The sequence below is a fragment of the Rodentibacter trehalosifermentans genome, assembly GCF_002000545.1.
GTDB classification, from domain to species: Bacteria; Pseudomonadota; Gammaproteobacteria; order Enterobacterales; family Pasteurellaceae; genus Rodentibacter; species Rodentibacter trehalosifermentans.
Map to the genome: position 1 here is coordinate 1 of NZ_MLHL01000061.1, position 24,141 is coordinate 24,141.

Sequence of the window (24,141 nt, forward strand, 5' to 3'; positions counted from 1 at the left end):
TGCGTGAAACTGTGTTTCACACAGGCTACGCTTGCTATTGGTAGTGGTGTTGGTTCCGGGATTGGAAGGCGTTTATCCCGAACTCTTACTTATTTCTACACCGGCAAAAGGTGTTGGAACATTATTGTTAAATGGAGAGATTAGCTCTGCAAGGTGCTTCAAAGGTCATACCTAAATTAGGGATTGTTGCTGAAAAGTATCCAAAAACAACGGAAACAGTAATTGGCGGAACAGTTGCAACAGGGGTTGATATTTATAATGGAGAATTGAGCTATGAAAAAACATTAGCCAATTATGCTTTAGCAGGGATTAAAGCGGGGAAACCTACTTCTCAACAGATAGCGATAGATTCATCTTATACGCTCTATGATCTTGGAAATGATATAGGAAAGGATGATAGTCAAAAAGCTTGGCATGCAACAGGAAAAGTCGTGAGTATTACCTCTGCAACTGGTTTAGATTTGTTACTAATGAAAAAAGATGCAAACCCTATATTTAGACAAATACTTAGCAATTCTGTCGTTGGATATGCTGAGAGTAAATTTAATACCAAGGACGAGAAATGAAAGATTATATATATATTGCTCATTTATTATTTATGTTGGATTGGTTATTTATAACTTTATAACGTCATCCCTCAGATATTTTATAGAGTTTGGTAAATGGGATATATCATTAAGTTTATTTTTTCATCCTATAAAGTTTTCTTTGGTTGTTGGAGCTGTTTTATTAATAGTTAACAAACTTTACTATACTAAAGGACGATATAAATAACAAATCAATCAAATGCTGACCATACTTAAAGCATAGCATTTGGTATGAGGCTGATATAGGTATAAATAATAATGCAGCAAGCGTAGCAACTGTATTTCACTAAAAAGTAAAAATACAAGTTCCGTTAATTTACTGCATAAGCGTTCCATTGTGAACCATCACGAATAATGGCGTTTAAAATGGTTAATAGCAAGCGTAGGGTGCGTGGATTGAAAATCCACGCACGAGTTAATTTTTTCCATGCGTGAAACTGTGTTTCACATAGGCTACGCTTGCTATCGTTAGTGGAGTTGGTGTTGGTGCTGAGATTGGTTATGGAATGGGGAAAGTTATAGAGGTTCCATTAAGTAAAAAATATCCGGGTTTAACATGGGCTAAATATAATCCTCAACCTTTGAATGATCAGATTCCTTATGTTTATGGCTATAAGAAGACTATTTTACCAAGTGTATCTGGAAATATTTCCATTTTAAAACAATTAGTTAAGGTCAGTTTGGGCTAGTTATCTAGCACAGCCCCAAAAACTTAACAAAAAAATATAATTTTTATAAAAAACAGTTGACGGACTGTTTTTTTTAGTATGATTCTGTTTTAGCCTAAAGGTTAAAACACTCTAAAAATTTTGTTCTTAGCCGACTTTGTGTCGGCTTTTTTTATACCATTGATTTATTGTGCACCGCTAAAATAGCGAATCATTTCGTCCATTTTCATTTTTTAAATAGAAATTAAAAAAACAGTTGACGGGCTATTTTTTTTTTTTAGTATTATTGGGTTTTAGCCTGAAGGTTAAAACACTCTAAAATTTTGTTCTTAGCCGGCCTTGTGTCGGCTTTTTTTATCCCTATTGATTTTGTAATCATCACTAAAATACCGTATAATTCCGCCCGTCTTACATTTTTTATAAGGGATTTTGAACGTGTCGGAAATTCAAGCAGGCAGAGTGATTGAAGCAAAAGAAATTATGACTTTATTACCACACCGTTATCCGTTTTTATTGGTAGATCGTGTGTTGGATTTTAAAGAAGGCGAATGGTTAAAGGCGGTTAAAAATATCAGTGTGAATGAACCTTGTTTTACCGGACATTTCCCCAGTGAGCCTATTTTACCGGGCGTATTAATTTTAGAAGCCCTTGCCCAAGCCATGGGGATTCTGGCTTTCAAAACCCACGAATTGAAAGGGGGTGAGCTGTTTTATTTTGCAGGAATTGATGAAGCCCGTTTTAAACGCCCTGTATTGCCGGGCGATCAAATGGAATTAAATGTTCAAGTCATCAAAGAACGTCGTGGGATCACCGCTTTCACCGGCATTGCAACGGTAAATGGTGAAGTCGCTTGCGAAGCAAAATTAATGTGCGCTCGTCGCTAAATAAGGAAATAACTATGATTCACTCAAGTGCAAAAATCCACCCGACAGCATTAGTTGAAGAAGGGGCAATCATTGGTGAGGATGTGGTCATTGGTCCTTTTTGTATTGTTGAAGGTACGGTTGAGATTAAAGCACGCACGGTGTTGAAATCTCATGTGGTGGTACGCGGTGATACGGTCATTGGTGAAGATAATGAAATTTATCAATTTGCAACGATTGGGGAAGTCAACCAAGATTTAAAATACAAAGGTGAAGCGACGAAAACCATCGTAGGGAATGCCAACAAAATTCGTGAACATGTGACAATTCATCGTGGCACGATTCAAGGCGGCGATGTCACCCGTATCGGCAATAACAATCTTTTAATGATTAATGTTCATGTGGCCCATGATTGCCAAATTAAAAATAATTGTATTTTAGCCAATAATGCCACCCTTGCCGGTCATGTGGAATTGGATGATTTTGTGATTGTTGGGGGAATGTCTGCCATTCATCAATTTGTAGTCGTCGGGGCGCATGTTATGCTCGGCGGCGGTTCTATGGTGAGTCAAGATGTACCGCCTTATGTGATGGCTCAAGGCAACCATGCCCGCCCGTTTGGTGTCAATTTAGAAGGATTAAAACGCCGTGGGTTTGATAAACCAACCATGCACGCCATTCGTAATGTTTATAAAATGATTTATCGCAGTGGGAAAACCCTCGAAGAAGTGATACCGGAAATTGAGCAAATTGCGCAAACAGAGTCGGCAATCAGTTTCTTTACCAACTTTTTCAAACGCTCAACGCGCGGTATTATCCGTTAATTTCAAAGGTTTATCCTCCTTTTTAAAATGGAAATAGCCAAGATAGCAATGTTAAATCAACCGCACTTTCAGGTTAAAAGTGCGGTTATTTTTTAGGATAAATTTAATGAAGAAAGAAAACATCACCATTGCCCTTGTCGCCGGAGAGGTGTCGGGCGATATTCTCGGCGCAGGTCTTATCCGCCAGCTGAAAAGCCATTATCCCCATGCCCGTTTTATTGGTATTGCCGGGCCCCGTATGTTGGCAGAAGGCTGTGAAACCTTGGTGGATATGGAAGCCCTTTCCGTAATGGGCTTGGCAGAAATGTTGAAACATTTACCCCGGCTGTTGAAGATTCGTAAAAATGTGATTCAAACCATGTTGCGAGAAAGACCCGATGTGTATATCGGTATTGATGCACCGGATTTTAATTTGGGTGTGGAGTTGAAACTCAAAGCCAACGGCATTAAAACCATTCATTATGTCAGCCCTTCCGTGTGGGCGTGGCGGCAAAACCGTATTCATAAAATTGCTAAAGCGACCCATCAAGTGTTGGCGTTTTTGCCTTTTGAAAAAGCCTTTTATGATAAATTTAACGTGCCTTGTCGTTTTATCGGGCACACGATGGCAGATGCCATTCCGCTAAAACCCGACCGCACTGAGGCATGCCAATTTCTCAACATTGATCCTCACCAACGTTATTTAGCGATACTGGTTGGAAGCCGAGGCTCGGAAGTGGAATTTTTAGCTGAGCCTTTTTTGAAAACGGCATTATTACTCAAAGGGCAATTTCCTGATTTACAATTTCTTGTCCCATTAGTGAATGAAAAACGCCGCCAACAATTTGAAGCCATTAAAGCCCGTGTTGCACCGAATTTGTCCATGCACCTAATTGATGGCAATGCACGCCAAGTTTTGATTGCCGCACAGGCAACAGTCTTAGCTTCCGGCACCGCAGCCCTTGAGGCCATGCTCTGTAAATCACCGATGGTGGTCGGCTATAAAATGAAACCGCTCACCTATTTATTAGCGAAACATTTAGTGAAGACGGATTATATTTCCCTACCGAATTTGCTTGCGAATGAAATGCTGGTGCCGGAGATGATTCAAGAACATTGCGAACCGGCATTATTGGCTGAAAAACTGGCTGTCTATTTGTCCGATGAAGAAAGTGCGGTTAAACATCGCCATGTTTTAATTCAACGCTTTACGGATTTGCATCAGCAAATTCAATGTGATGCGGATAAACAAGCCGCTCAAGCCGTCATTGATCTATTAGAGGAGACTTAACATGTTTAACTATCCTCAAGGCTATGAACGGATTGCCGGTGTTGATGAAGTAGGGCGGGGGCCTTTAGTGGGCGCGGTGGTGACAGCGGCAGTCATTTTAGACCCGAATAATCCCATTGAAGGCTTAGCCGATTCTAAAAAGCTCAGTGAAAAAAAACGCCTTATCCTTGCAGAAGAAATTAAGCAAAAGGCGCTGGCATGGGCGCTGGGGCGTGCGGAAGCGGAAGAAATTGACGAGCTGAATATTTTGCAAGCCTCCTTACTTGCCATGACACGGGCGGTAAAATCCTTAAAAATTCAACCGCACTTTGTGCTAGTGGATGGCAATAAAATTCCTCAAGATCTTGATATACCGGCTCAAGCCGTGGTGAAAGGCGACAGTCTGGTGGCGGAAATCAGTGCCGCTTCGATTTTGGCGAAGGTGGCGCGGGATCAGGAAATGGAAGCCTTAGATCGTCAATATCCTGAGTATGCCTTTGCCCAACATAAAGGCTATCCGACCAAATTACATTTAGAAAAACTCGCTGAATTGGGGGCATTGCCACAACACCGCCGTAGTTTTGCACCGGTTCGTAAAGCCTTGGAAAATGGCGAAAAATGAGGAAGGGGAAATGAATACGATATTTACCAATGCCCTTTGGGTTAGCCCGCTTTTTTGGACACTTATCCTGTTAGCCGTTGCCGTGATTTTATTCGTGAGGAATAAGATCCGAATGGATGCGGTTGCACTTTTAGTGATGTTGGCGTTCTATTTGAGCGGTATTTTAACCACCAACGAGATTTTTGCCGGCTTTAGCGATCCGAATATTATTTTGATTGCCCTGTTGTTTATCATCGGTGAGGGATTAGTGCGTACCGGTGTGGCTTATCAAGTCAGTGAAGGGATCTTAAAACTTGCCGGAAATAGTGAAACAAAAGTCTTGGTATTGCTGATGCTGGCAGTGGCAGGGCTAGGCGCTTTTATGAGTTCTACGGGAGTGGTGGCAATTTTTATCCCTGTGGTATTGATGATTTGTCGTCAAATGAATCTCTCGCCAAAACGTTTAATGATGCCCTTGAGTGTAGCGGGCTTGATAAGCGGTATGATGACACTTATCGCCACTGCCCCTAACTTGGTGGTGAATGCGGAATTAGTCAAAGATACCGGTGTGCGTTTAAAGTTTTTTGATTTCACGCCTATTGGTATTGTCATTTTATTTCTCGGGATTGGCTATATGCTTTTAACCCGCCGTTGGCTTGGGGGAAACATTGCTACAGACAACCAAGAAAACAGCCAACGTTCTATGGCTGAATTGATTGATGAATACGGTTTACGGGGGCGTGCAAAACGCTTTGTGGTGCGTACTGGTTCGTCTTTTATCGGCAAAAAATTGGATGAATTACATTTGCGCTCTAACTATGGCGTAAATGTGTTGGCGATCGAACGTTGGAAACGTTTTCGCCCAACTTATATGATGCCCCTTGCCACCTCTGAAATTCACGAGAAAGATATTTTAATGATCGATATCGGGCAACAGGAATTTAATTTATCGGAGTTTTGTCAAACCCATAACTTAGAACCGGCAGAGATTAAATCGCAATCCTTTGATGAACAGGCAAAATCCATTGGTATGGCAGAATTAGCTTTAGTACCGGGCTCGGCATTGATTGATAAAACCACACAGGAAGTCGCATTCCGTTCCCGTTATGGATTAAATGTGGTGGGGATTAAACGGGATGGCGAATTAATTTCCGACAGTTTTTCCGGCACCCCTTATAAATTGGGCGATTTAATCCTTGTCATTGGCGATTGGAAAGTGATTCAACAAATGCGTAATCGCACCAAGGATTTTGTCGTTCTCACCTATCCGAAAGAAATGGATCGCGTTGCACCGGCACAAAGTCAAGCGCCACAAGCACTACTTTCCGTGTTGGTGATGGTGTTATTAATGGTATCCGGTATCGTGCCGAATGTGATTGCCGCCCTTATCGGTTGTTTAATGTTGGGCTATTTCCGTTGTATTGATGCCAAGAGTGCTTATGAGGCTATCCATTGGCCAAGTTTAATTTTGATTATTGGTATGATGCCCTTTGCTACCGCATTACAAAAAACCGGTGGGATCCAGCTTGCTGTGGAGATAATGCTCCGGTTAGTCGGCGATTGGGGAATGTATTTTGTGTTGATGATGTTATTTGTCTTCTGCGCGGTAATCGGGTTGTTTATTTCCAATACCGCCACCGCAATTTTAGTGGCACCTATTGCCATTTCATTGGCACAACAGCTTCAAGTTTCCCCGATTCCTTTTGCGATGGTCGTGGCAATTGCCGCCTCTGCCGCCTTTATGACACCGGTTTCCTCACCGGTGAATACCATGGTAGTAGGACCGGGCGGCTATAAATTTAGTGACTTTTTAAAAATCGGTGTGCCTTTCACACTGATTGTGATGATAGTCAGTGTATTTTTCATTCCACTTTTATTTCCCTTTTAACCATTGAGATGTAAGAAAAAATTTAAGGAAAAATATGACCGCACTTTTAAAAATAGGATTAGTTTCCGTGTCTGATCGGGCTTCGTCAGGCGTTTATCAGGATCAGGGAATTCCAGAATTACAGGCTTGGCTGGAAAAGGCATTAATCGATCCTTTTTCTGTGGAAACCCGATTAATTCCCGATGAACAACGCCTTATTGAACAAACGCTCAAAGAGTTGGTGGATGAACAAGGCTGCCATCTTGTGTTAACCACAGGGGGAACAGGGCCAGCAAAACGTGATGTGACGCCTGATGCCACCTTGGCAGTGGCCGATCGTGAAATGCCCGGTTTTGGTGAGCAAATGCGTCAGGTTAGCCTTCACTTTGTACCTACGGCGATTTTATCCCGACAAGTCGGGGTGATTCGCAAAGAAAGTTTGATTTTAAATTTACCGGGACAGCCCAAAGCTATTAAAGAAACCTTAGAAGGGGTGAAAGATAAAGAAGGTCATGTGATGGTGAAAGGCATTTTCAGTGCCGTGCCTTATTGTTTACAACTGATTAGTGGGTTGTATATTGATACTTACCCTGAGGTGATTGAGAGTTTTCGCCCAAAATCGGCAAGACGAGAAAATTTGGAGAAATAAAATGAAAAAAATTGAAGCAATGATTCGCCCTTTTAAATTAGATGATGTGCGTGAAAACCTTTCCGATATCGGTATTAGCGGAATGACCGTGACTGAAGTGCGGGGATTTGGGCGTCAAAAAGGGCATACCGAACTTTATCGTGGGGCAGAATATATGGTGGATTTTCTCCCCAAAGTGAAAATGGAAATTGTCGTGCCCGATGATTTACTCGAACAATGTCTTGAAACCATTGTGGAAACCTGCCAAACGGGCAAAATCGGCGATGGAAAAATTTTTGTCTATGACGTGGAGCGGGTGATCCGCATTCGCACCGGTGAAGAAAATGAGGAAGCCATCTAGTGGAAAATAACTTAACTTTACACCGCACTTTATTGGGCATTGCAGCCGTGGTTGTGATTTTAGCGGGCATTAAACTGGCTGCAGAAATTGTTGTCCCCTTTTTACTAGCGCTTTTTATTGCCATTATTTGTTCACCGATCATTAAATCAATGACTGATAGACGTGTGCCTCATTGGTTGGCGATGGTGCTGTTATTTGTCTTAATTTCTCTGATTTTCTTTTTTTTAGTGGGGTTAATTAATAGCAGTGCGAGAGAATTTACCCAGTCAATTCCCCAATATAAAACGCTGCTTTCTGAACGGGTCAATGATCTGATGGTGTTGGTGCAACGTTTTAATTTGCCGGTTTCTTTTTCAAGAGAAACGATCCAAGATAATTTAGACCCAAGTGTCATTATGAATTTTGTAAGCCGTGTTTTGCTGAATTTTTCCGGTGTCGTGAGCAATGCGTTTGTTTTAGTGCTTGTCGTGATTTTTATGCTTTCTGAAGCCCCCACAATGAAACACAAATTTGCGGTAGTGATCAGTACTACGCCGAATAATGTCGAGAAGGAAGAACGCCATATTGATCGCATTTTGCAAGGCGTGATCGGCTACCTTGGAATCAAAAGTATCACCAGTTTGCTCACCGGGATCGCGGTGTTTATTCTGTTGGAAGCGTGCGGTGTACAATATGCAATTTTGTGGGCAACACTGAGTTTTTTATTAAATTACATTCCGAATATCGGTTCGATCATTGCCGCTATTCCGATTATCGTACAAGCATTATTACTCAATGGGTTTGGTATCGGCTTTGGTGTCGCCATTGGTGTGATTGCCATTAACATGGTTATCGGTAATATCTTAGAGCCTAAAATGATGGGACAACGCCTCGGGCTTTCCACTTTAGTCGTTTTCCTTTCCCTCTTATTTTGGGGATGGCTGCTGGGCACTGTCGGTATGTTACTTTCCGTTCCTCTGACTATGGCATTAAAAATTGCTTTAGAATCCGACCCGAATACCGTGAAATATGCGGCACTATTGGGTGATGTGGAATGCGAATAGGAAAAAGTGCGGTCAATTTTGACTGCACTTTTGCTATAGGGATTTAGCAAAAGAATTTATATAAACGGATAAACGGTAATTTCGGTATCCATCCCTTTCTCGGAAGTATATATTCTTTTACGTAACAGTTTTATATCGTTACATTCATAGAATACCTCGTTTGTAATATCCTGCACGATTTTATCCTGATTAAGAAAAACGGTTAAAGCGTATCCTTTTCCACATCCTGTTTTATACGCTTTATATGGAAATCCAACAAACCCCTTCATTGTGAAATCAAACGTATATTCTTGATTAAGAAAATCTTCAATATGAGAAATAGGCTTTCCAATAAAGCTATGCTCAAGCTTGGGATATACTAAACTAAGATTAGTTGCAACAATGTGTAAGACTAAATAGGTAATAAGTAATAATGTAGGCATCATAAATATCTACAACTTTATATTAAATAACTAAAAATGCCGTCAATTTTAACCGCACTTTCTCCAAATAGACATCTCCAATCAAACTAATTTATGGCTTTATCTCGTGAATTTCGGCAGAATAGGGCAAATTTTTTATATTTGCAAAAGGATAAAACAATGACTAAACATTATGACTATATCGCCATTGGCGGAGGTAGCGGTGGAATTGCCTCGATTAACCGTGCTGCAAGTTATGGTAAAAAATGTGCGATTATTGAAGCAAAACATTTAGGCGGGACCTGTGTCAATGTAGGATGTGTGCCAAAGAAAGTGATGTTTTATGGTGCACAAATTGCCGAGGCGATCAACCATTACGCCCCGGATTATGGCTTTGATGTGAATGTGAAAAAATTTGATTTTGAAAAACTCATTGAAAGCCGTCAGGCTTACATTAGCCGTATTCATACTTCTTATAATAATGTCTTGGCAAAAAATAATGTTGATGTGATTAATGGTTTTGGTCGATTTGTCGATACACACACAATCGAAGTAACATTTTCTGATGGTTCGACCGAACGCATTACAGCGGATCATATTTTAATTGCAACAGGAGGAAGACCTTTCCGCCCGCATTCGGTTAAAGGACAAGAATACGGTATCGATTCCGATGGTTTCTTTGCGCTCACCGAATTGCCAAAACGCGTCGCTATCATTGGTGCGGGCTACATTGCAGTGGAACTGGCCGGTGTGTTAAACAGCCTTGGTTCTGAAACCCATTTGGTGGTACGTCGCCATGCCCCGATGCGTAACCAAGATCCATTGATTGTTGAAACCTTGCTTGAAGTGTTAGAACAAGACGGCATTGTGTTACATAAACACACGACGATTCAAGAAATCATCAAAAATGAGGACGGTTCTCTCACGGCAAAATTTGACCACGAACGCAGCGTAACAGTAGATTGCGTGATTTGGGCGGCAGGCCGTGAGCCGGCTACCGACAAAATCGGTTTGGAAAATGCCGGCGTGGAAACCAACGAACGGGGCTATATCAAAGTAGATAAATTCCAAAACACTAATGTAAAAGGTATTTACGCAGTGGGGGATATTATTGAAGGCGGAATTGAATTAACGCCGGTTGCTGTTGCAGCAGGCCGCCGTTTATCCGAGCGTTTATTCAACAATAAACCAAACGAACATTTAGATTATAACCTTGTTCCCACCGTGGTGTTTAGCCACCCGCCCATCGGCACTATCGGTTTGACCGAACCACAAGCCGTTGAGCAATACGGCGAAGAAAATGTGAAGGTGTATAAATCCTCCTTTACAGCGATGTACACCGCCGTTACCCAACATCGCCAACCTTGCAGAATGAAATTGGTCTGTGTAGGCAAAGATGAAAAAATTGTCGGATTACATGGCATTGGCTTTGGTGTGGATGAAATGATTCAAGGTTTTGCGGTGGCAATTAAAATGGGTGCGACAAAAGCGGATTTTGATAATACCGTAGCGATTCACCCAACGGGTTCGGAAGAATTTGTGACAATGCGCTAATGCTTGGCTGATTGATAGGAACGAAAAAGTGCGGTCAAAATTGACCGCACTTTTATGCATTATTTCAAGACGGTAATCGTCCATTTCGCCTCACCAATTTGTTCAAAATTGGTGACTTCATAACCTTCCTCTGCCGCCCAAGCGGGAATGGCTTCGGTGGCTTGAGTACAATCAAATTCAATTTCAAGGCCATCGCCTTTATTGAGTTTTGCCATTTCAGCTTTGGCTTCCACTAAGGGAAAAGGGCACACTAAACCCAATGTTGGTAATTTAACAATCATATTTTTCTCCTAAAATTAAGCAGTAACAGTTTTTAATCGTTGTGGTCGGATAATGGTGAAATAAGCGGCAAACCATGTTCCCAACACCATTAACGGAAGGGATACCCAACCTTGCCATGAAAAATAAGCGGTGGCGACAAGTGCATTGCCGATTGAGCATCCCCCCGCCAAGCTTGCCCCAATCCCCATAAGAGAACCCCCAAATGTACTGCGCACCATGGTTTGTGTATCCGGTAGGCGAAGACGAAATTCATTGCTTCCTTTTGCGGCAATAAACGAGCCGATAAAGATCCCTAATACCAAGAACACGCCCCAATTGATGAATTTAACATCGGCGGTGATAAGATATTGCATAATGTTTGCTGATGGCGTGGTGATGCCTAAACCGCCAATGCGCCCGGTTGCTACACTTAACGGCCAAGCGGCAAGGGCAATCAAACCGATTAATGTTGCAGAAACAAAAGGATGCCAGCGTTTTTCAAATAAAATATGGGCAAGGCCGGTTTTCTTCGGTTTTAGCGTGGCCACTTTTGCCTGTGGTTTTGCCAGGTGCTTATACACATAATAGCCTGTAATGAGGGTTAATAATGCCACCAGCCACCATGCGGATATTCCAATACTGTCATAAATATTGCGTTCGTCTATTTTTACGCTGCGTAGTGTTTGATTGAATTCTCCCAAAGGGCCGGTACGCATCATTGCGCTAAACAACATATACATAAACAATGCCACCCAGCTACCGATTAATCCTTCCGCTGCCCGATACCATGTTCCTGTTGCACAGCCACCGGCATAAATAATGCCGATGCCAAATAAAAAGGAACCGACCATAACAGCAACAAATTCAAAATTTTTGGCAGGTTCAATATTTAACCAACCCAGCTCTTTTAAGATGAAAAAACCAATAGATTGCACGGTAATAGCAATCAGCAAAGCCACAAACATTTTATTGCTTTTTGTGACATATAAATCACGGAACGCGCCGGTGATACAAAACCGTCCACGTTGCATCACAAAGCCAAGTAAAATCCCACAAAATAACCCGGTTAAAAGCATTGTTCCTCCTAAAGTAAGTCAAGAAAAGATGGGGTATTTTTAATGAATTTAGCGTGAATATGCAAATAACTTTTGGTTAATTGATATTTCCTTTAGAAATAAAAGGAGGTGTATTTTGATGAAAAAGGAAATATAAATATAGCGCTTATTTTGTTCGTATGGGAAAAGGGGATAAGCTACTCGGTTTAGGGAGGGAAGAGGCGTAGATAAATTCACGCCATACGGTAGGTATGGCGTGAAAGTGCGGTTGGTTTTTTTAGCGTTTTTCCAAGATTGGTTTTAGGAATCTCGCTGTATGGGAGCCCTCTACTTTTGCCACGTCTTCCGGTGTGCCGGTGGCGATAATTTGCCCGCCTCCGCTGCCACCTTCCGGGCCAAGATCCACAATCCAATCGGCGGTTTTAATCACATCTAAATTATGTTCAATCACCACAATCGTATTACCCTGATCCCGTAGGCGGTGAAGCACGGCAAGCAATTGTTTGATATCGGCAAAATGTAAACCGGTGGTAGGTTCATCTAAAATATAAAGGGTTTTCCCGGTATCCCGTTTGGAAAGTTCGGTGGCTAATTTAACACGCTGAGCCTCCCCACCGGAAAGGGTTGTCGAAGATTGCCCCAAACGGATATAGGATAGGCCCACATCCATAAGGGTTTGCAATTTACGGGCTATCATTGGAATGGCATCAAAAAACTCACGGGCATCTTCGACTGTCATATCCAACACTTGATGAATAGTTTTGCCTTTATAGCGAATCTCTAAGGTTTCACGGTTATAACGTTTGCCTTTACATTGATCGCACGGCACATACACATCCGGTAAAAAATGCATTTCCACTTTAATGACGCCATCGCCTTGGCATGCCTCACAGCGTCCGCCACGAACGTTAAAACTAAAACGCCCCGGGTTATAGCCTCTTGCCCGTGCTTCCGGTACGCCGGCAAAAAGTTCACGAATTGGGGTGAATAATCCCGTATAGGTCGCCGGGTTTGAACGTGGCGTACGCCCAATTGGGCTTTGGTTAATGTCGATGACTTTATCGAAATGCTCCAACCCTTCAATGGATTTATAAGGGGCATAGTCGGTTTTGTCGGCACGGTTCAAAGCATTTTGAGCAAGCGGGAAAAGGGTGTCATTAATCAAGGTGGATTTGCCCGAACCCGATACGCCGGTAATACAAGTGAACAATCCGACAGGAATATCTAAATTCACATTTTTTAAATTATTCCCCGATGCACCTTTCAGTTTTAGCCATTTTTTCTTATCAAGTGCGGTTCGTTTTTTCGGAATTTCAATTTGTTCAACACCGGATAAGAATTTACCGGTGATAGAATTTGTATTCGCCATAATTTCTTGTGCATTGCCTTGGGCAATCACTTGTCCGCCATGCACGCCAGCCCCCGGGCCGATATCAATAATATGATCGGCGGCACGAATGGCATCTTCATCATGTTCCACCACAATTACGGTGTTACCCAAATTGCGTAAATGGATGAGTGTATTGAGTAGCCGTTCATTATCACGCTGATGCAACCCGATAGACGGCTCATCTAACACATACATCACGCCCACTAAACCTGCCCCAATTTGGCTAGCAAGACGAATTCGTTGTGCCTCACCGCCTGAAAGGGTTTCGGCAGAGCGGGAAAGGGAAAGATAATTCAGCCCTACATTGACTAAAAACTGTAAACGCTCTCGAATTTCTTTCAGAATTTTCTCGGCAATTTGCGCTTTTTGCCCGGTTAATGAAAGGGCGGTAAAAAATTCGAGGGTTTCACCAATACTTTTTTCAGAAATCATGGGTAAATTAGTCGGCCCGATATACACATTTCGTGCTTCCGGGCGTAGACGTGAACCACTACAATCTGCACAAGGGCGGTTGCTGATGTTTTTGGCGAGTTCTTCACGCACCGATATAGACTCCGTTTCTTTATAACGGCGGGCCATATTATTCAAAATGCCTTCAAAAGGATGTTTACGAATAACCACATCACCACGATCATTCATATATTGAAATTCAATCTCTTCCTTACCTGAACCATGCATAATGATGTGTTGGATTTTTTTCGGTAAGCTTTCATAAGGCGCATCCACATCAAAATCATAGTGTTTTGCAAGGGAAGTGAGCATTTGATGATAATAAAAATTACGGCGATCCCAGCCTTTCACCGCACCACCGGAAAGGGAAATGCTTGGATTTTGCACCACGCGTGTTTCATCGAAATATTGCTGAACGCCCAAGCCATCACAGGTCGGACAAGCACCTGCGGGGTTGTTAAACGAAAACAAACGAGGTTCTAATTCCGGCACAGAGTACCCACAGTGCGGACAAGCAAAATTTGCCGAAAAAACCAGTTCTTCCGCTTTTGGATTATCCATTTCCGCCACAATGGCTGTACCACCGGAAAGCTCTAATGCCGTTTCAAAGGATTCCGCTAAACGAGAGCTCAAATCTGACCGCACTTTGAAACGATCCACCACCACTTCAATGGTATGTTTTTTCTGTAATTCCAGTTTTGGTGGATCAGACAAATCACAAATCTCGCCATCAATCCTTGCACGAATATAGCCTTGCGCCGCAATATTTTCTAAGATTTTAACGTGCTCCCCTTTACGGTTTTTCACCACCGGCGCAAGCAACATCATCTTCGATTCTTCAGGCAAACTTAATACTTTGTCTACCATTTGGCTGATGGTTTGAGCTGTTAGCGGTACATCGTGATTTGGGCAGCGAGGTTCTCCCACACGGGCAAAAAGAAGACGGAGATAATCGTAAATTTCCGTGATCGTCCCCACCGTAGAACGAGGGTTATGGGAGGTGGATTTTTGTTCGATAGAAATAGCAGGCGACAAGCCTTCAATGGAATCCACATCCGGTTTTTCCATTAAAGAAAGAAATTGACGGGCATAGGCAGAAAGGGATTCTACATAGCGGCGTTGCCCTTCCGCATAAAGGGTGTCAAACGCTAATGAGGATTTGCCGGAACCGGAAAGACCGGTGATAACAATGAGTTTATCGCGAGGAATGGTTAAATTGATATTTTTAAGATTGTGGGTTCTTGCCCCACGAATGTCGATATTTTCCATAAATCATTCGTACTGGTAATTATTTTTGCAAAATTGCGAGCATTATCGCATATTTCAATATCTGTGCAAATATCCAGTTAAATCTTATAGATCTTTTGCAAAATTTCAGGCAAAATAACCGCACTTTTTTAATATAAAAAATGAGGATTTTTCAATGGCAGGAGTTAATAAAGTTATTATCGTGGGACATTTAGGCAATGATCCTGAAGTTCGCACCATGCCAAATGGAGATGCTGTTGCCAATATCAGTGTTGCAACCAGTGAAAGTTGGAATGATCGTAACACCGGTGAACGTCGTGAAATCACAGAATGGCACCGTATCGTATTTTATCGTCGCCAAGCTGAAATTTGTGGGGAATATTTACGCAAAGGTTCGCAAGTTTATGTAGAAGGCCGTCTTCGCACCCGCAAATGGCAAGATCAAAACGGGCAAGATCGCTACACCACAGAAATTCAAGGCGATGTGATGCAAATGTTAGGTAGTCGTAACTCAAATGCGGGTGGATACGGCGCACCGGATATGGGACAAAGCAGCCCACAACCCACCTACCAAGCGAACGCTAATAATAGCTATCAATCATCCCGCCCTGCTCCACAGCAACCAAAACCACAGCCTGAACCACCGATGGACGGCTTTGATGATGATATTCCGTTCTGAATTACATATAATTTAAAAATCACCGATATATAAATATGCCGTCTGAAAATCATCTTTCAGACGGCATTATATTTTCAAAGGATAAGATTACAATTTTGCAAGCACATCCTCCGCTAACTCTTGCAATACTTCTGAAGCCGGGCGTGAGGTTGGTTTTAGATTTACAGTAACGTGTACCAACCCCTGTTCTTTCTGCTCTTGCCAAAATTCCAATAAACCTTTTGATCCGCCTTGCAAATAGATATTGTTATACAATTTAGCTGATTGATTGCGATTTTCTGACAATTCCACAAAATTGGCGTAACCAAATGGTCGCCAGTTACCGTCTTGATTTAGTTCAGCTAACGTCTGCACGATACGTGCTGTATCATTTGGGTTTACGCCGTGCCAAATCCACGTATCTGCTGTATTTGCCAGCCAATCTAATTCTTGTCTTGCCCGACCAATCGCCACCATTGGTAAACGTTGTTTTGCTTTTGGTACAAGATCAATATCACCGTGCAAGCTGCCATAATGTTTTCCCATAAAATGCGGAAATTTTTGACTAATAAGTGTTTGAATCATCTCCCAACTTTCACGAAAACGCTCGGCTCGATTACTAAAATCTGCTTTAAATGCCGGATATTCAATTGGGCGATCACCACTGGATAAACCCAAAATAAAACGATCATTTGTCAGCACATTAGTGGAAACCGCCGCTTTAGCGATATGAATCGGCTCACGCAAAGGAGAAACCAACCCTGCTGTTCCCAAGGCTATTTTTTCTGTTTTAGCGGCTAAATAGCCCATCGTTACCATAGGATCTAATGCTTGTCCCACATCGCCAAAATTCGGATCGTAAAATGGCACATCTCGAATCCAAAGTGCCGCAAAACCCAGTTTATCTGCTAAGACTGCGGTTTCCCCTAAATCTTCTAAAGTAGGAGAAGGGCTATTTGGATAGCCTTTAAAAGGTGCAATCAAACCAACGGTCAGCTCACCTCTTTTAAATACTCTGGAAAAACCATTATGCGTAGAAAGTGCGGTTGGTAATACCATATTTTTTGTAGATTTTTCATCGCTTATCGAAAAAAGATAGCGATTGTCTTGTCCTAAAATAGAAAGATTCGGAACATTCGTTAAATTTTTCATAATTTATTTCCTCTTTATGTTCTAGTAGGAGCATTATATTTCTTCATATTATGGATAAAAATAGGAAAATTTAATAAACTCTTTTGCAAAATTTGCATAAATAAAACCGTCAAATGATACAAAATATGATCGCCAATAACATCAACCTCCAACAGCTTCGCCTTTTTCTTAAAGTTCTTGAAACGAAAAATATTTCCGAGGTGGCTCGTGTAGAAGATTTATCAGCCTCGTTGGTTTCCCGTCAGTTAAAACAATTAGAGGAAAACTTAGGCACAGCTTTGTTTTACCGCAACACAAGGGCAATTACGCCGACCGACCTCGGGTTGCAATTTGCTGAGACTGCAACACAAATGTTGCGGTTATTTGATAACGCAATGCTGAAAATCCATAATCAAAGTGAAGAAATTAGTGGTACAGTTCGACTCAACGTACCGGTATTATTCGGGCAAAAACATATCGCCAAGCACTTGTCAGAATTAAAACAACGTTACCCAAAACTAAATATTCAGCTAACGCAAACCGATCGATTTGTCGATCCTATGTCAGACAGTACGGATATTTTGGTTCGCATTAACACCCTTATAGACAACACGCTCAAAGCAAAAATTATTGCTAAACAGCAATATTTTCTGGTAGCTTCTCCTGATTATCTGACGGAAAAAGGTACGCCAAAAACTTGGTCGGATTTAACCGCACTTGACGGCTTGTTTTATCGTGGACACACTGGAATGCTACGATGGTTGGCAAAAATAGAAGGTAAATGGCAACCGATTTCAGCACAAGAAACCCTTGTAAGCAATAATGCGGATACCTTAATTCAAGCGACCATAAACAAAATGGGCGTGCTGATGATGCCCGATTGGGCGGTAGCAGATGAGTTGCTAACAGGAAAACTAGTTCGAATTTTTCCCGACGTGGAAATTTCCAGCCAAATATGGGGTAGTAACAATATTTGCATAAAGAAAAAGAAAAAATTTGGCCCGAAAAAATTGGCTTGAGGCTTGTGTGGTGGGGCTTTGGTGTTTTTTGATGGGAATTTTATGCAAAAAATAAAAATGGTGGGGATTGGTGAAAAATGGGCGAAAATCGGGTTTTATTTTGCATAAAAATTGTTGATGGATTGGTGGTTTTTAAACGGTTTTAAAATTTTAAAGTTCATTTTAAAACAGGTTTAAATAAGATAAAAATAAGATTTAAAATTTGCCCTTGTTTTTAAAAAAGGCGGTTTCTGTGGTGGAAATCGCCTTTTTTGTTGGTTTTCTAGTCGATTTTGGTACGTCTAGGTGAAATCTGGGAGTTTTGTGTGGGGAATTTTGCTCAGGAATCGTGATAATCGCACGAGATTTTGCTATTAAGCGACATTTAACTCACTATTCTCAAATAGCTGTGTCGTTGTTTCTTTTTTCTCTTGTAATGCAGCCATTGTCTCTGCGGTTGAAAGAATAGCTTCTTTCCCCTCTTCGCTTGCTTTACGGAAACATTTTACCAAGTGGCATTCTATGGCAGTGAAATCGGCGTTGTTGCGCTCAATACTTCGGTTTTCTGTTTCTTTCGGTAATTCGTTTAAGGCTTTTTGGAGTACTGCTAAAGCCTGCTCTACGGTAATTTCTTGCGGTTTCTGAGATTGTTGGGGGGGGTTGCTTTCAAACCCTAGGGCTTGTTGCACTGCCTTGGGCATATCACCTACATAATATTCAAAAACATTTCCTTTTACACCTTTCTTTCTACGTCTCTGCCAGTTTTCTAATTTGGCTTTTTTGGTTATTCCTTGAACAGTTGTAGCTAACCCTCCTACCTCAAGTAACTCTTTAATTTCATACCATTCTTGGATCATCTTAAATACCTCTAACTTAAACTTGGGTTAAGTTAAGCATTCTTTGAGTGTAAAAAATATTTTTCATTTAATATCAAATGGTTAAATTTTAAATTCAAAAAATCTCAAAAAAGTCTAACTTAATCTCTTGACTTAACCTTAGGGATTAACTTAAACTTGACTTATTCCATAAGGTAACACTGACGTTTTACACCAGAGTTTAACCCAAAGTAAGTTTAATTTAAATGCAAGGAGAGGTTTATGCAGAAAAAAGATTGGAGTCGGAAGCGAATTGTTTATGAGCTACACGAGCGAAATATTACGTTGAATTCGCTTTCAGTGAAGTCGGGATTAGCTCCTTCCACGTTAAAAAATGCGTTACGGGTGAGTTATCCCAAAGGGGAACGAATTATTGCTGATGCTATTGGCGTGGATCCTAAAGAGATTTGGGCTGCACGCTACGCGGAACGGGAGAGCCGATTATGTGGGTAGAAATAAAAAATATTCTAGGTCTTGGAGGGTTGCCAAATAGTGTTCAAGGAATAACCAAAAAAGCCAAATTAGAAAACTGGCAGAGAAGAAAAAAACAAGGAGCTAAAAATGCTTATGAATATTTACTTTCTACTTTACCAGATGAAGCTCAAGAAGCCATTCGCCTTAAATTTGCCATTAAAACTGTGGAAAATAAGCCGAAACCGGCATTGCCTCAAGGTCGTGATACGTTAAATTTACGAACTTGTAGTGAGAAGCAAATTAATATTTCCGATGCACGTATGGCTGTTGCACGTTATGTGTTGCAACAAGAAGGGACGAAAAAATGTCAACGGCGAAAATTAGTGCGATTGGTGTGTGATCAGGTGAAACTCAGTACTTTACCGGACGTTGTGCTAGATATGGTGCGTATAGCCAATGCGAAACCGCGCAATGGCTTATCTTTAAGTGAACGTACGTTATATGAATGGGTGTTGGCTTATGAGAAAGCGGAAACCGCAGAAGAGCGTTTGAAGTCCCTTGTACCGAAAGCACTTGGGCGAAGAAAAAAAGCATGGAATGAACACATTTGGATGCGTGATTTTCTCCCTTTTTATCAAACATTCACCGGGATCACTGTGGCACATGCTTATAAACGTTTTATTGCTGCCTATGATGGTGAAAAGCCAAGTCTTCATCAAGTCCGACGTGTGATGAGTGAAGTGCCTGAAATTGTATTGCAACGTGGCAGACTGACCGGTGCAGCCTATGCCCAAAAAATGCCGGTAAATCGGCGGGACTGGGAAGTATTTGGACTCTTTGAGATTTATGTAGGGGATGGACATGGTTTTAAAGCCAAAGTGCGACATCCTGATCATGCTCACGGTTTTCAGCCGGAAGTGACAGCAATTATTGATGGACGCACCCGTTATTTAGTGGGCTGGAGTTTGGCTAAATCAGAAAGCGTGATTGCCGTGGGAGACGCACTAAGACATGCGATTGAACGCTACGGATTACCGTTGATTTATTACTCCGATAACGGTGGCGGGGAAAAAAATAAGCGGTTGGACTGTGAAATCACCGGTTTATTTGCCCGCTTAGGAATTACCCACAAAACCGGACGACCGGGCAATCCACAAGGACGGGGTTTAATTGAGCGGCTTTGGGAAACTACATTAATTCCCCTCGCCAAAGAATATGAAACCTCGGTGGCGAAAACGGTGGATAAAAGTATGGCGCATTTGATACACCGAAAAATTGAAAGTGCGGTCAATGCTATTGAAAAAGGCAAAGCATTAACGGCGGAACAGAAACGGTTTTATAACAAGATGCCCCGTTGGGAACAGTTTATTGCTGATGTTGAGCGGGTGTTTGAAGAATACAACCATACTCCACATAGTGAATTACCGAAAAAAGTCGATGGGAAAAATTTTAGTCCGGCGGAATATCGAGACTGGATTATGGAACATGAACATCCGGAACGTCGATTACTGACAAGCTTTGAATGTGAGTTGTTATTCCGACCGGAAGAAATTCGTACAGTGGCACGTGGTGAGATTGAATTGTTTACCAACCGTTATTTCAGCACTGAATTGGCGGAATATCATGGCGATAAAGTACGAGTGGGTTTTGATATTCACGATCCGAGTTATGTGATTGTTAAAACAATGGATGGCAGATGGATTTGCCGAGCCGAGTTAAATGGTAACAGAAAAGCAGCTTTTGCACCGAGTGTGATAGAGCAAGCGCGTGAGAAAAGCATTAAAGCGGCAAATAAACGTCTTGAGAAGAAAATTGAGCGTAATAGCCGTGAGTTACAACCGGTTCATACCATTGAACATCAACCGAGCTTTGAGTTGCTACTCACCAAAGCCAAACCGAAAGAAGAGCCTACGCCGATTTTCTTAAACAAAGTGGATAAGGAAATATGGGAAGCGGAAAAGAAGTTAGTGAATGAGTAAGGAGTTAAAGATGAATAATCAAGCCAATGAATTAAATCGTGAATTACGTGAATTGCTTTTCCGTTATTTGCGAGTGTGTGATAGCCAAACCGAACAAGAAAAAGCGTGCGCTCAACAAATTCTGATACGTGCGACAAAGATTGAAAATGAACTTAACCGGTTCATCGAGGCTGACCCAGAGCTTTGTCGATATTCGCCTGAACCGCCTTTATCTTATTGGCAGTTTCCGCATCCTTTAAAGGCTTTTTACGAGGAGCAATGCCAAGGTAAATCGCGTCAGCAAATTCTTTTAGAATCGCAAGATGACGTTGGCACATTTGCGGATTGTCAGCCTTGCTGATCCAGCTAAGGGGTGAATATTGATAGTCTTGCAATTTTTGCACGATGAAATCCGGAGAGATAGCGGATTGTTCAACAGCAGATTGTAATAAATCTGCCAAGATAGCGCGAAGATACATACATTCATCTTTTAAGCCTTCGATTTCAGTTTCAAGTTTTGCAAATTTTTTTTCAAGTTCATCAATTCTGGACATAGCGATTTCCTTAGCGTGAATGAATTTTACAAATTATAGCGGAGCGAAAAATGAAAAGCCAAGAATTAAAAGCCTTTATGAAAGCAAACAAAATGAATCAAAAACAAATTGCACAGGCATTGGCGGTGTCGGTGGGGACGGTAAGTCTTTATTTGAATGGGCAGTATCAAGGGGATGTGCAACGCCTTGATGACAAGGTGGCGGAGTATTTATCACGTCAAGATAAGAAGATTTTGAATGTGCGTTATAACCGTCAATTTGTGCCGACTTTGTTGGCTCGCAAAGGGATGGAAGCGATGGAAGTTGCTCATACGGAAGGGGAAACCGTGGTGATTTTTGGCGCAGCAGGTTTAGGCAAAACCCAGCTATTAAAAGAGTATGTCAAAAACCACTCTTCAGCCATCTTTATTGAAACGGATCCGAGTTACACCACAAAAGTGTTATTGCGCAAAATTGCGGAAGGCTGTGGCGTGGCGACGCAAGGCTCAAATAATGATGTATTTGAAAAGATCATTGAAAAGTTGGAGGGATCTGAACGTTTATTGGTGATTGATGAGGCGGAATTGCTTTCAACCCGTTCATTGGAATTTGTGCGCCGCTTGCAGGATAAAACCCAAATTGGCGTGGTGCTTGCGGGTATGCCCCGTTTATTAGTGAATTTGAGCGGCAAAAATGGCGAGTTGGCTCAGTTACATAGCCGTGTCACCAACCGACTAGATTTAGGCAATGCCTTGCCGGAAAAAGATTTGGCGTTGCTGACCCAAACTGCTTTAGGGACAGATGAATTTAATGCGGCATTTATTCGGTTTAGTAAAGGCAATGCACGCCGTTTGAGTAACTTAATTAAAGGTGTAGTGCGATTGGCAGAGATTAATGAATGCAATATTACTTACGAGATGATTGAAGAATATAGCAAAGTGTTGATGGGTTAAGGAGCAGACAATGAGCGAACAAATGAACCGTGTGGCGTATGCATTAAGACGTGAGGGTGTGCAGATTGTGGCAAGTAAAGACGGGCGTTTCCCTCGTATGGTGATTTTAAATCCTAGCCACCGTTTAATGCAGAAAGCAGTGCAAATGACAACTTATAACAATGGCGTAAGAACGGTGCGAAATATGGCAACTGAACAAGGTGTAACGGTGTATTGGTAAGGAGGAATAATGGCACGTCGTCAAATTTATGCCGTCTATCGGGGTGAAGAGAACTTAGGCGACGGCACAGCGGAAGAATTAGCAAAGAAACTGGGCGTACGCCCGAAAACAGTACAAAGCATGAGCGCACAAAAAGGTGCGTGGCGGAAACAATCCAATAAACGGTTAATTGTGATCAAACTAGATAAAGAAGAGGTGTAAAAATGGCAAAAGTAGTGATTGAAGGTAAAACCTATTGGCGTGATGCCAAGGGCAATTTAACGCCGGATGAATTAGTAAAAGAGATTGATAAAGAGCGTGATGCCTTGGTGTTGGAATGGATTGGCAAAGGCAAAACAGTCAGCCAAGCCATTGGCGAATTTAAAGGCGGGATTTTTGATGATATTCAGGCGTTTATTGAACTCTCTGCGGAAAAATATCAAGCCAAAGTGGGCGGTACAAAAGGCAATATCACGTTATTTAGCTATGACGGTAAATATAAAATTCAGCGTGCCATCAATGATCATCTGCAATTTGATGAACGTATTCAAGCGGCGAAAGTGTTGATTGATGAATGTTTAAGTGAATGGTCGGAAGGCTCTCGCCCTGAATTAAAAGCCTTAATTGAACGTGCTTTTGACGTGGATAAAGAAGGCAATTTAAACACTTCTCGCATTTTAGGTTTACGCCGTGTGGATATTCAAGATGCACGCTGGCAGAACGCCATGCAAGCCATTAGCGAAAGTGTGCAAGTGGTGAGTTCTAAAGCCTATGTGCGGCTTTATGAGCGGGTGGGCGAAAGCGATCAGTATGTGCCGATTGCGTTAGATGTGGCGGGGGTGTAGGGATGATTTATTTTGTCATTAGCCTTGCAATGATATTGATATTTCTTGGTTGGTTGGCTTATTTGGGGTCTAGAGAGTAAATATAAAACCCTTTTCAACGCTCTTTAAACTCGCTTTAAGGGGCGTTTATAAAGTGTTTTAACCCATAGGAGAAAATGATGATTTACAGCGTAAACATTAATGCCATCTGTGATTTTGATACAGAGGCAGAAAATGAAGAAGACGCAAAAGCCTACGCTATCGAAATATTCAATGAGATAGCCGAGCAATATGGCGTTGATTTTAAATTTAGAATTAATTATGCACTACCAAAAGAAGAGGATGAGTAATGAATAAAAACATCAATAAATTCGACCGCTTTAAGTATTACAGCTCACAAGCGGCAAAAAATGAGCGTAAAGGCAAATTACAGGACGCTAAAGAGCAATGGGCAATCGCAGAATTAAATGCGCCGGGCGTTAAAAATAAGGCATGGTGCAAGCATCGTGCCGCATTTTGTGAACGTGTATTGAGAGAACCGTTTTAG

Annotated in this window: 28 protein-coding genes; 21 read left to right on the forward strand and 7 right to left on the reverse strand. The window is 41.7% G+C overall.

Annotated elements, in window-relative coordinates; all coding sequences use genetic code 11:
- Nucleotides 1-131: 131 nt before the first annotated feature.
- The 10 genes from BKK52_RS10425 to BKK52_RS10470 all read left to right on the forward strand — a co-directional run bounded on the left by BKK52_RS10425 (nucleotide 132) and on the right by BKK52_RS10470 (nucleotide 8,692).
- A complete protein-coding gene (locus BKK52_RS10425) occupies nucleotides 132-566 on the forward strand; it encodes a hypothetical protein (protein WP_077478625.1) in 435 nt (144 codons plus the stop codon).
- A 527-nt stretch (nucleotides 567-1,093) separates the two neighbouring features.
- Nucleotides 1,094-1,276, forward strand: a complete 183-nt coding sequence (locus BKK52_RS10430) for a hypothetical protein (protein WP_077419609.1) — start codon at nucleotides 1,094-1,096, stop codon at nucleotides 1,274-1,276.
- Between the two features lie 414 nt (nucleotides 1,277-1,690).
- Entirely contained in the window at nucleotides 1,691-2,140 is a 450-nt protein-coding gene (gene fabZ / locus BKK52_RS10435) for a 3-hydroxyacyl-ACP dehydratase FabZ (RefSeq protein WP_077419610.1), read from the forward strand.
- A 14-nt stretch (nucleotides 2,141-2,154) separates the two neighbouring features.
- A complete protein-coding gene (lpxA, locus tag BKK52_RS10440; RefSeq protein WP_077419611.1) occupies nucleotides 2,155-2,943 on the forward strand; it encodes an acyl-ACP--UDP-N-acetylglucosamine O-acyltransferase in 789 nt (262 codons plus the stop codon).
- Nucleotides 2,944-3,049: 106 nt separating this feature from the next.
- Nucleotides 3,050-4,213, forward strand: a complete 1,164-nt coding sequence (gene lpxB / locus BKK52_RS10445) for a lipid-A-disaccharide synthase (protein ID WP_077478626.1) — start codon at nucleotides 3,050-3,052, stop codon at nucleotides 4,211-4,213.
- A gap of 1 nt (nucleotide 4,214) precedes the next feature.
- Entirely contained in the window at nucleotides 4,215-4,814 is a 600-nt protein-coding gene (gene rnhB, locus BKK52_RS10450; protein ID WP_077478627.1) for a ribonuclease HII, read from the forward strand.
- 10 nt (nucleotides 4,815-4,824) lie between these two features.
- Entirely contained in the window at nucleotides 4,825-6,681 is a 1,857-nt protein-coding gene (locus BKK52_RS10455) for an SLC13 family permease (protein ID WP_077419645.1), read from the forward strand.
- Nucleotides 6,682-6,715: 34 nt separating this feature from the next.
- Nucleotides 6,716-7,309, forward strand: coding sequence for a molybdopterin adenylyltransferase (gene mog / locus BKK52_RS10460; protein ID WP_077419614.1), 594 nt, complete (start codon nucleotides 6,716-6,718; stop codon nucleotides 7,307-7,309).
- Between the two features lies 1 nt (nucleotide 7,310).
- A complete protein-coding gene (glnB, locus tag BKK52_RS10465; RefSeq protein ID WP_077415422.1) occupies nucleotides 7,311-7,649 on the forward strand; it encodes a nitrogen regulatory protein P-II in 339 nt (112 codons plus the stop codon).
- Nucleotides 7,649-8,692 carry an AI-2E family transporter gene (locus tag BKK52_RS10470; RefSeq protein WP_077419615.1) on the forward strand — a complete coding sequence of 348 codons (1,044 nt, stop codon included), beginning with the start codon at nucleotides 7,649-7,651 and terminating at the stop codon, nucleotides 8,690-8,692. The genes glnB and BKK52_RS10470 overlap by 1 nt, the downstream gene beginning before the upstream one ends.
- 56 nt (nucleotides 8,693-8,748) lie before the next feature.
- Here the strand turns inward: BKK52_RS10470 and BKK52_RS10475 are convergent, their stop codons facing one another.
- Nucleotides 8,749-9,117, reverse strand: a complete 369-nt coding sequence (locus tag BKK52_RS10475; protein ID WP_077419616.1) for a hypothetical protein — start codon at nucleotides 9,115-9,117, stop codon at nucleotides 8,749-8,751.
- A gap of 156 nt (nucleotides 9,118-9,273) precedes the next feature.
- Here BKK52_RS10475 and gorA point away from each other — a divergent pair, with 156 nt between their 5' ends.
- Nucleotides 9,274-10,647, forward strand: a complete 1,374-nt coding sequence (gorA, locus tag BKK52_RS10480) for a glutathione-disulfide reductase (RefSeq protein WP_077478628.1) — start codon at nucleotides 9,274-9,276, stop codon at nucleotides 10,645-10,647.
- Nucleotides 10,648-10,706: 59 nt separating this feature from the next.
- Here the strand turns inward: gorA and BKK52_RS10485 are convergent, their stop codons facing one another.
- The 3 genes from BKK52_RS10485 to uvrA all read right to left on the reverse strand — a co-directional run bounded on the left by BKK52_RS10485 (nucleotide 10,707) and on the right by uvrA (nucleotide 15,072).
- Complete coding sequence (locus tag BKK52_RS10485) at nucleotides 10,707-10,928, reverse strand: sulfurtransferase TusA family protein (protein WP_077419618.1); 222 nt, start codon at nucleotides 10,926-10,928, stop codon at nucleotides 10,707-10,709.
- A gap of 15 nt (nucleotides 10,929-10,943) precedes the next feature.
- Entirely contained in the window at nucleotides 10,944-11,984 is a 1,041-nt protein-coding gene (locus BKK52_RS10490) for a YeeE/YedE family protein (RefSeq protein WP_077419619.1), read from the reverse strand.
- A gap of 256 nt (nucleotides 11,985-12,240) precedes the next feature.
- The gene (gene uvrA / locus BKK52_RS10495) at nucleotides 12,241-15,072 is read right to left on the reverse strand and encodes an excinuclease ABC subunit UvrA (protein WP_077478629.1); all 2,832 of its coding nucleotides are present in this window, start codon (nucleotides 15,070-15,072) and stop codon (nucleotides 12,241-12,243) included.
- Between the two features lie 154 nt (nucleotides 15,073-15,226).
- Between uvrA and BKK52_RS10500 the strand changes: the two genes are divergently transcribed.
- On the forward strand, nucleotides 15,227-15,730 hold the full coding sequence (locus BKK52_RS10500) for a single-stranded DNA-binding protein (RefSeq protein ID WP_077419621.1): 504 nt from the start codon (nucleotides 15,227-15,229) through the stop codon (nucleotides 15,728-15,730).
- A gap of 87 nt (nucleotides 15,731-15,817) precedes the next feature.
- On the opposite strand, the gene BKK52_RS10505 is transcribed toward BKK52_RS10500, so the two are convergent.
- Nucleotides 15,818-16,861: a TIGR03571 family LLM class oxidoreductase gene (locus tag BKK52_RS10505; RefSeq protein ID WP_077478630.1), complete on the reverse strand. Its 1,044-nt coding sequence runs from the start codon at nucleotides 16,859-16,861 to the stop codon at nucleotides 15,818-15,820.
- 125 nt (nucleotides 16,862-16,986) lie between these two features.
- On the opposite strand from BKK52_RS10505, the gene BKK52_RS10510 reads away from it, so the two are divergent.
- Nucleotides 16,987-17,859, forward strand: a complete 873-nt coding sequence (locus BKK52_RS10510) for a LysR family transcriptional regulator (RefSeq protein WP_158076044.1) — start codon at nucleotides 16,987-16,989, stop codon at nucleotides 17,857-17,859.
- Between the two features lie 353 nt (nucleotides 17,860-18,212).
- Here BKK52_RS10510 and BKK52_RS10515 read toward each other — a convergent pair whose 3' ends face one another.
- Entirely contained in the window at nucleotides 18,213-18,695 is a 483-nt protein-coding gene (locus tag BKK52_RS10515) for a DNA-binding protein (RefSeq protein WP_077474536.1), read from the reverse strand.
- Nucleotides 18,696-18,935: 240 nt separating this feature from the next.
- On the opposite strand from BKK52_RS10515, the gene BKK52_RS10520 reads away from it, so the two are divergent.
- Nucleotides 18,936-19,166, forward strand: a complete 231-nt coding sequence (locus tag BKK52_RS10520) for a helix-turn-helix domain-containing protein (RefSeq protein WP_077474537.1) — start codon at nucleotides 18,936-18,938, stop codon at nucleotides 19,164-19,166.
- Nucleotides 19,157-21,106 (forward strand): Mu transposase C-terminal domain-containing protein, encoded by a 1,950-nt coding sequence (locus BKK52_RS10525; protein ID WP_077478632.1) that lies wholly within the window; start codon nucleotides 19,157-19,159, stop codon nucleotides 21,104-21,106. Before BKK52_RS10520 ends, BKK52_RS10525 begins: the two co-directional genes overlap by 10 nt.
- A 161-nt stretch (nucleotides 21,107-21,267) precedes the next feature.
- Here BKK52_RS10525 and BKK52_RS10530 read toward each other — a convergent pair whose 3' ends face one another.
- Nucleotides 21,268-21,639, reverse strand: a complete 372-nt coding sequence (locus BKK52_RS10530; protein WP_077478633.1) for a hypothetical protein — start codon at nucleotides 21,637-21,639, stop codon at nucleotides 21,268-21,270.
- A gap of 50 nt (nucleotides 21,640-21,689) precedes the next feature.
- Here BKK52_RS10530 and BKK52_RS10535 point away from each other — a divergent pair, with 50 nt between their 5' ends.
- From BKK52_RS10535 to BKK52_RS10555, 6 genes are all read left to right on the forward strand, one after another.
- Nucleotides 21,690-22,571, forward strand: coding sequence for an AAA family ATPase (locus BKK52_RS10535; protein WP_077474540.1), 882 nt, complete (start codon nucleotides 21,690-21,692; stop codon nucleotides 22,569-22,571).
- A gap of 10 nt (nucleotides 22,572-22,581) precedes the next feature.
- Nucleotides 22,582-22,791, forward strand: coding sequence for a hypothetical protein (locus BKK52_RS10540; protein WP_077478634.1), 210 nt, complete (start codon nucleotides 22,582-22,584; stop codon nucleotides 22,789-22,791).
- Nucleotides 22,792-22,800: 9 nt separating this feature from the next.
- Nucleotides 22,801-22,992 carry a hypothetical protein gene (locus BKK52_RS10545; protein WP_077478635.1) on the forward strand — a complete coding sequence of 64 codons (192 nt, stop codon included), beginning with the start codon at nucleotides 22,801-22,803 and terminating at the stop codon, nucleotides 22,990-22,992.
- Nucleotides 22,993-22,994: 2 nt separating this feature from the next.
- Nucleotides 22,995-23,615 carry a DUF3164 family protein gene (locus tag BKK52_RS10550; protein WP_077478636.1) on the forward strand — a complete coding sequence of 207 codons (621 nt, stop codon included), beginning with the start codon at nucleotides 22,995-22,997 and terminating at the stop codon, nucleotides 23,613-23,615.
- A gap of 158 nt (nucleotides 23,616-23,773) precedes the next feature.
- A complete protein-coding gene (locus tag BKK52_RS13535) occupies nucleotides 23,774-23,944 on the forward strand; it encodes a hypothetical protein (protein ID WP_158076045.1) in 171 nt (56 codons plus the stop codon).
- On the forward strand, nucleotides 23,944-24,141 hold the full coding sequence (locus tag BKK52_RS10555; RefSeq protein ID WP_077478637.1) for an ANR family transcriptional regulator: 198 nt from the start codon (nucleotides 23,944-23,946) through the stop codon (nucleotides 24,139-24,141). The genes BKK52_RS13535 and BKK52_RS10555 overlap by 1 nt, the downstream gene beginning before the upstream one ends.

Excerpts from the sequence above, each read along its gene's own strand:
- BKK52_RS10425 (WP_077478625.1), top strand. The coding sequence starts at position 132 with ATGGAGAGATTAGCTCTGCAAGGTGCTTCAAAGGTCATACCTAAATTA.
- BKK52_RS10430 (WP_077419609.1), top strand. The coding sequence starts at position 1,094 with ATGGGGAAAGTTATAGAGGTTCCATTAAGTAAAAAATATCCGGGTTTA.
- lpxA (WP_077419611.1), top strand. The coding sequence starts at position 2,155 with ATGATTCACTCAAGTGCAAAAATCCACCCGACAGCATTAGTTGAAGAA.
- lpxB (WP_077478626.1), top strand. The coding sequence starts at position 3,050 with ATGAAGAAAGAAAACATCACCATTGCCCTTGTCGCCGGAGAGGTGTCG.
- rnhB (WP_077478627.1), top strand. The coding sequence starts at position 4,215 with ATGTTTAACTATCCTCAAGGCTATGAACGGATTGCCGGTGTTGATGAA.
- BKK52_RS10455 (WP_077419645.1), top strand. The coding sequence starts at position 4,825 with ATGAATACGATATTTACCAATGCCCTTTGGGTTAGCCCGCTTTTTTGG.
- mog (WP_077419614.1), top strand. The coding sequence starts at position 6,716 with ATGACCGCACTTTTAAAAATAGGATTAGTTTCCGTGTCTGATCGGGCT.
- glnB (WP_077415422.1), top strand. The coding sequence starts at position 7,311 with ATGAAAAAAATTGAAGCAATGATTCGCCCTTTTAAATTAGATGATGTG.
- BKK52_RS10475 (WP_077419616.1), bottom strand. The coding sequence starts at position 9,117 with ATGATGCCTACATTATTACTTATTACCTATTTAGTCTTACACATTGTT.
- gorA (WP_077478628.1), top strand. The coding sequence starts at position 9,274 with ATGACTAAACATTATGACTATATCGCCATTGGCGGAGGTAGCGGTGGA.
- BKK52_RS10485 (WP_077419618.1), bottom strand. The coding sequence starts at position 10,928 with ATGATTGTTAAATTACCAACATTGGGTTTAGTGTGCCCTTTTCCCTTA.
- BKK52_RS10490 (WP_077419619.1), bottom strand. The coding sequence starts at position 11,984 with ATGCTTTTAACCGGGTTATTTTGTGGGATTTTACTTGGCTTTGTGATG.
- uvrA (WP_077478629.1), bottom strand. The coding sequence starts at position 15,072 with ATGGAAAATATCGACATTCGTGGGGCAAGAACCCACAATCTTAAAAAT.
- BKK52_RS10500 (WP_077419621.1), top strand. The coding sequence starts at position 15,227 with ATGGCAGGAGTTAATAAAGTTATTATCGTGGGACATTTAGGCAATGAT.
- BKK52_RS10505 (WP_077478630.1), bottom strand. The coding sequence starts at position 16,861 with ATGAAAAATTTAACGAATGTTCCGAATCTTTCTATTTTAGGACAAGAC.
- BKK52_RS10510 (WP_158076044.1), top strand. The coding sequence starts at position 16,987 with ATGATCGCCAATAACATCAACCTCCAACAGCTTCGCCTTTTTCTTAAA.
- BKK52_RS10515 (WP_077474536.1), bottom strand. The coding sequence starts at position 18,695 with ATGATCCAAGAATGGTATGAAATTAAAGAGTTACTTGAGGTAGGAGGG.
- BKK52_RS10520 (WP_077474537.1), top strand. The coding sequence starts at position 18,936 with ATGCAGAAAAAAGATTGGAGTCGGAAGCGAATTGTTTATGAGCTACAC.
- BKK52_RS10525 (WP_077478632.1), top strand. The coding sequence starts at position 19,157 with ATGTGGGTAGAAATAAAAAATATTCTAGGTCTTGGAGGGTTGCCAAAT.
- BKK52_RS10530 (WP_077478633.1), bottom strand. The coding sequence starts at position 21,639 with ATGTCCAGAATTGATGAACTTGAAAAAAAATTTGCAAAACTTGAAACT.
- BKK52_RS10535 (WP_077474540.1), top strand. The coding sequence starts at position 21,690 with ATGAAAAGCCAAGAATTAAAAGCCTTTATGAAAGCAAACAAAATGAAT.
- BKK52_RS10540 (WP_077478634.1), top strand. The coding sequence starts at position 22,582 with ATGAGCGAACAAATGAACCGTGTGGCGTATGCATTAAGACGTGAGGGT.
- BKK52_RS10545 (WP_077478635.1), top strand. The coding sequence starts at position 22,801 with ATGGCACGTCGTCAAATTTATGCCGTCTATCGGGGTGAAGAGAACTTA.
- BKK52_RS10550 (WP_077478636.1), top strand. The coding sequence starts at position 22,995 with ATGGCAAAAGTAGTGATTGAAGGTAAAACCTATTGGCGTGATGCCAAG.
- BKK52_RS13535 (WP_158076045.1), top strand. The coding sequence starts at position 23,774 with ATGATTTACAGCGTAAACATTAATGCCATCTGTGATTTTGATACAGAG.
- BKK52_RS10555 (WP_077478637.1), top strand. The coding sequence starts at position 23,944 with ATGAATAAAAACATCAATAAATTCGACCGCTTTAAGTATTACAGCTCA.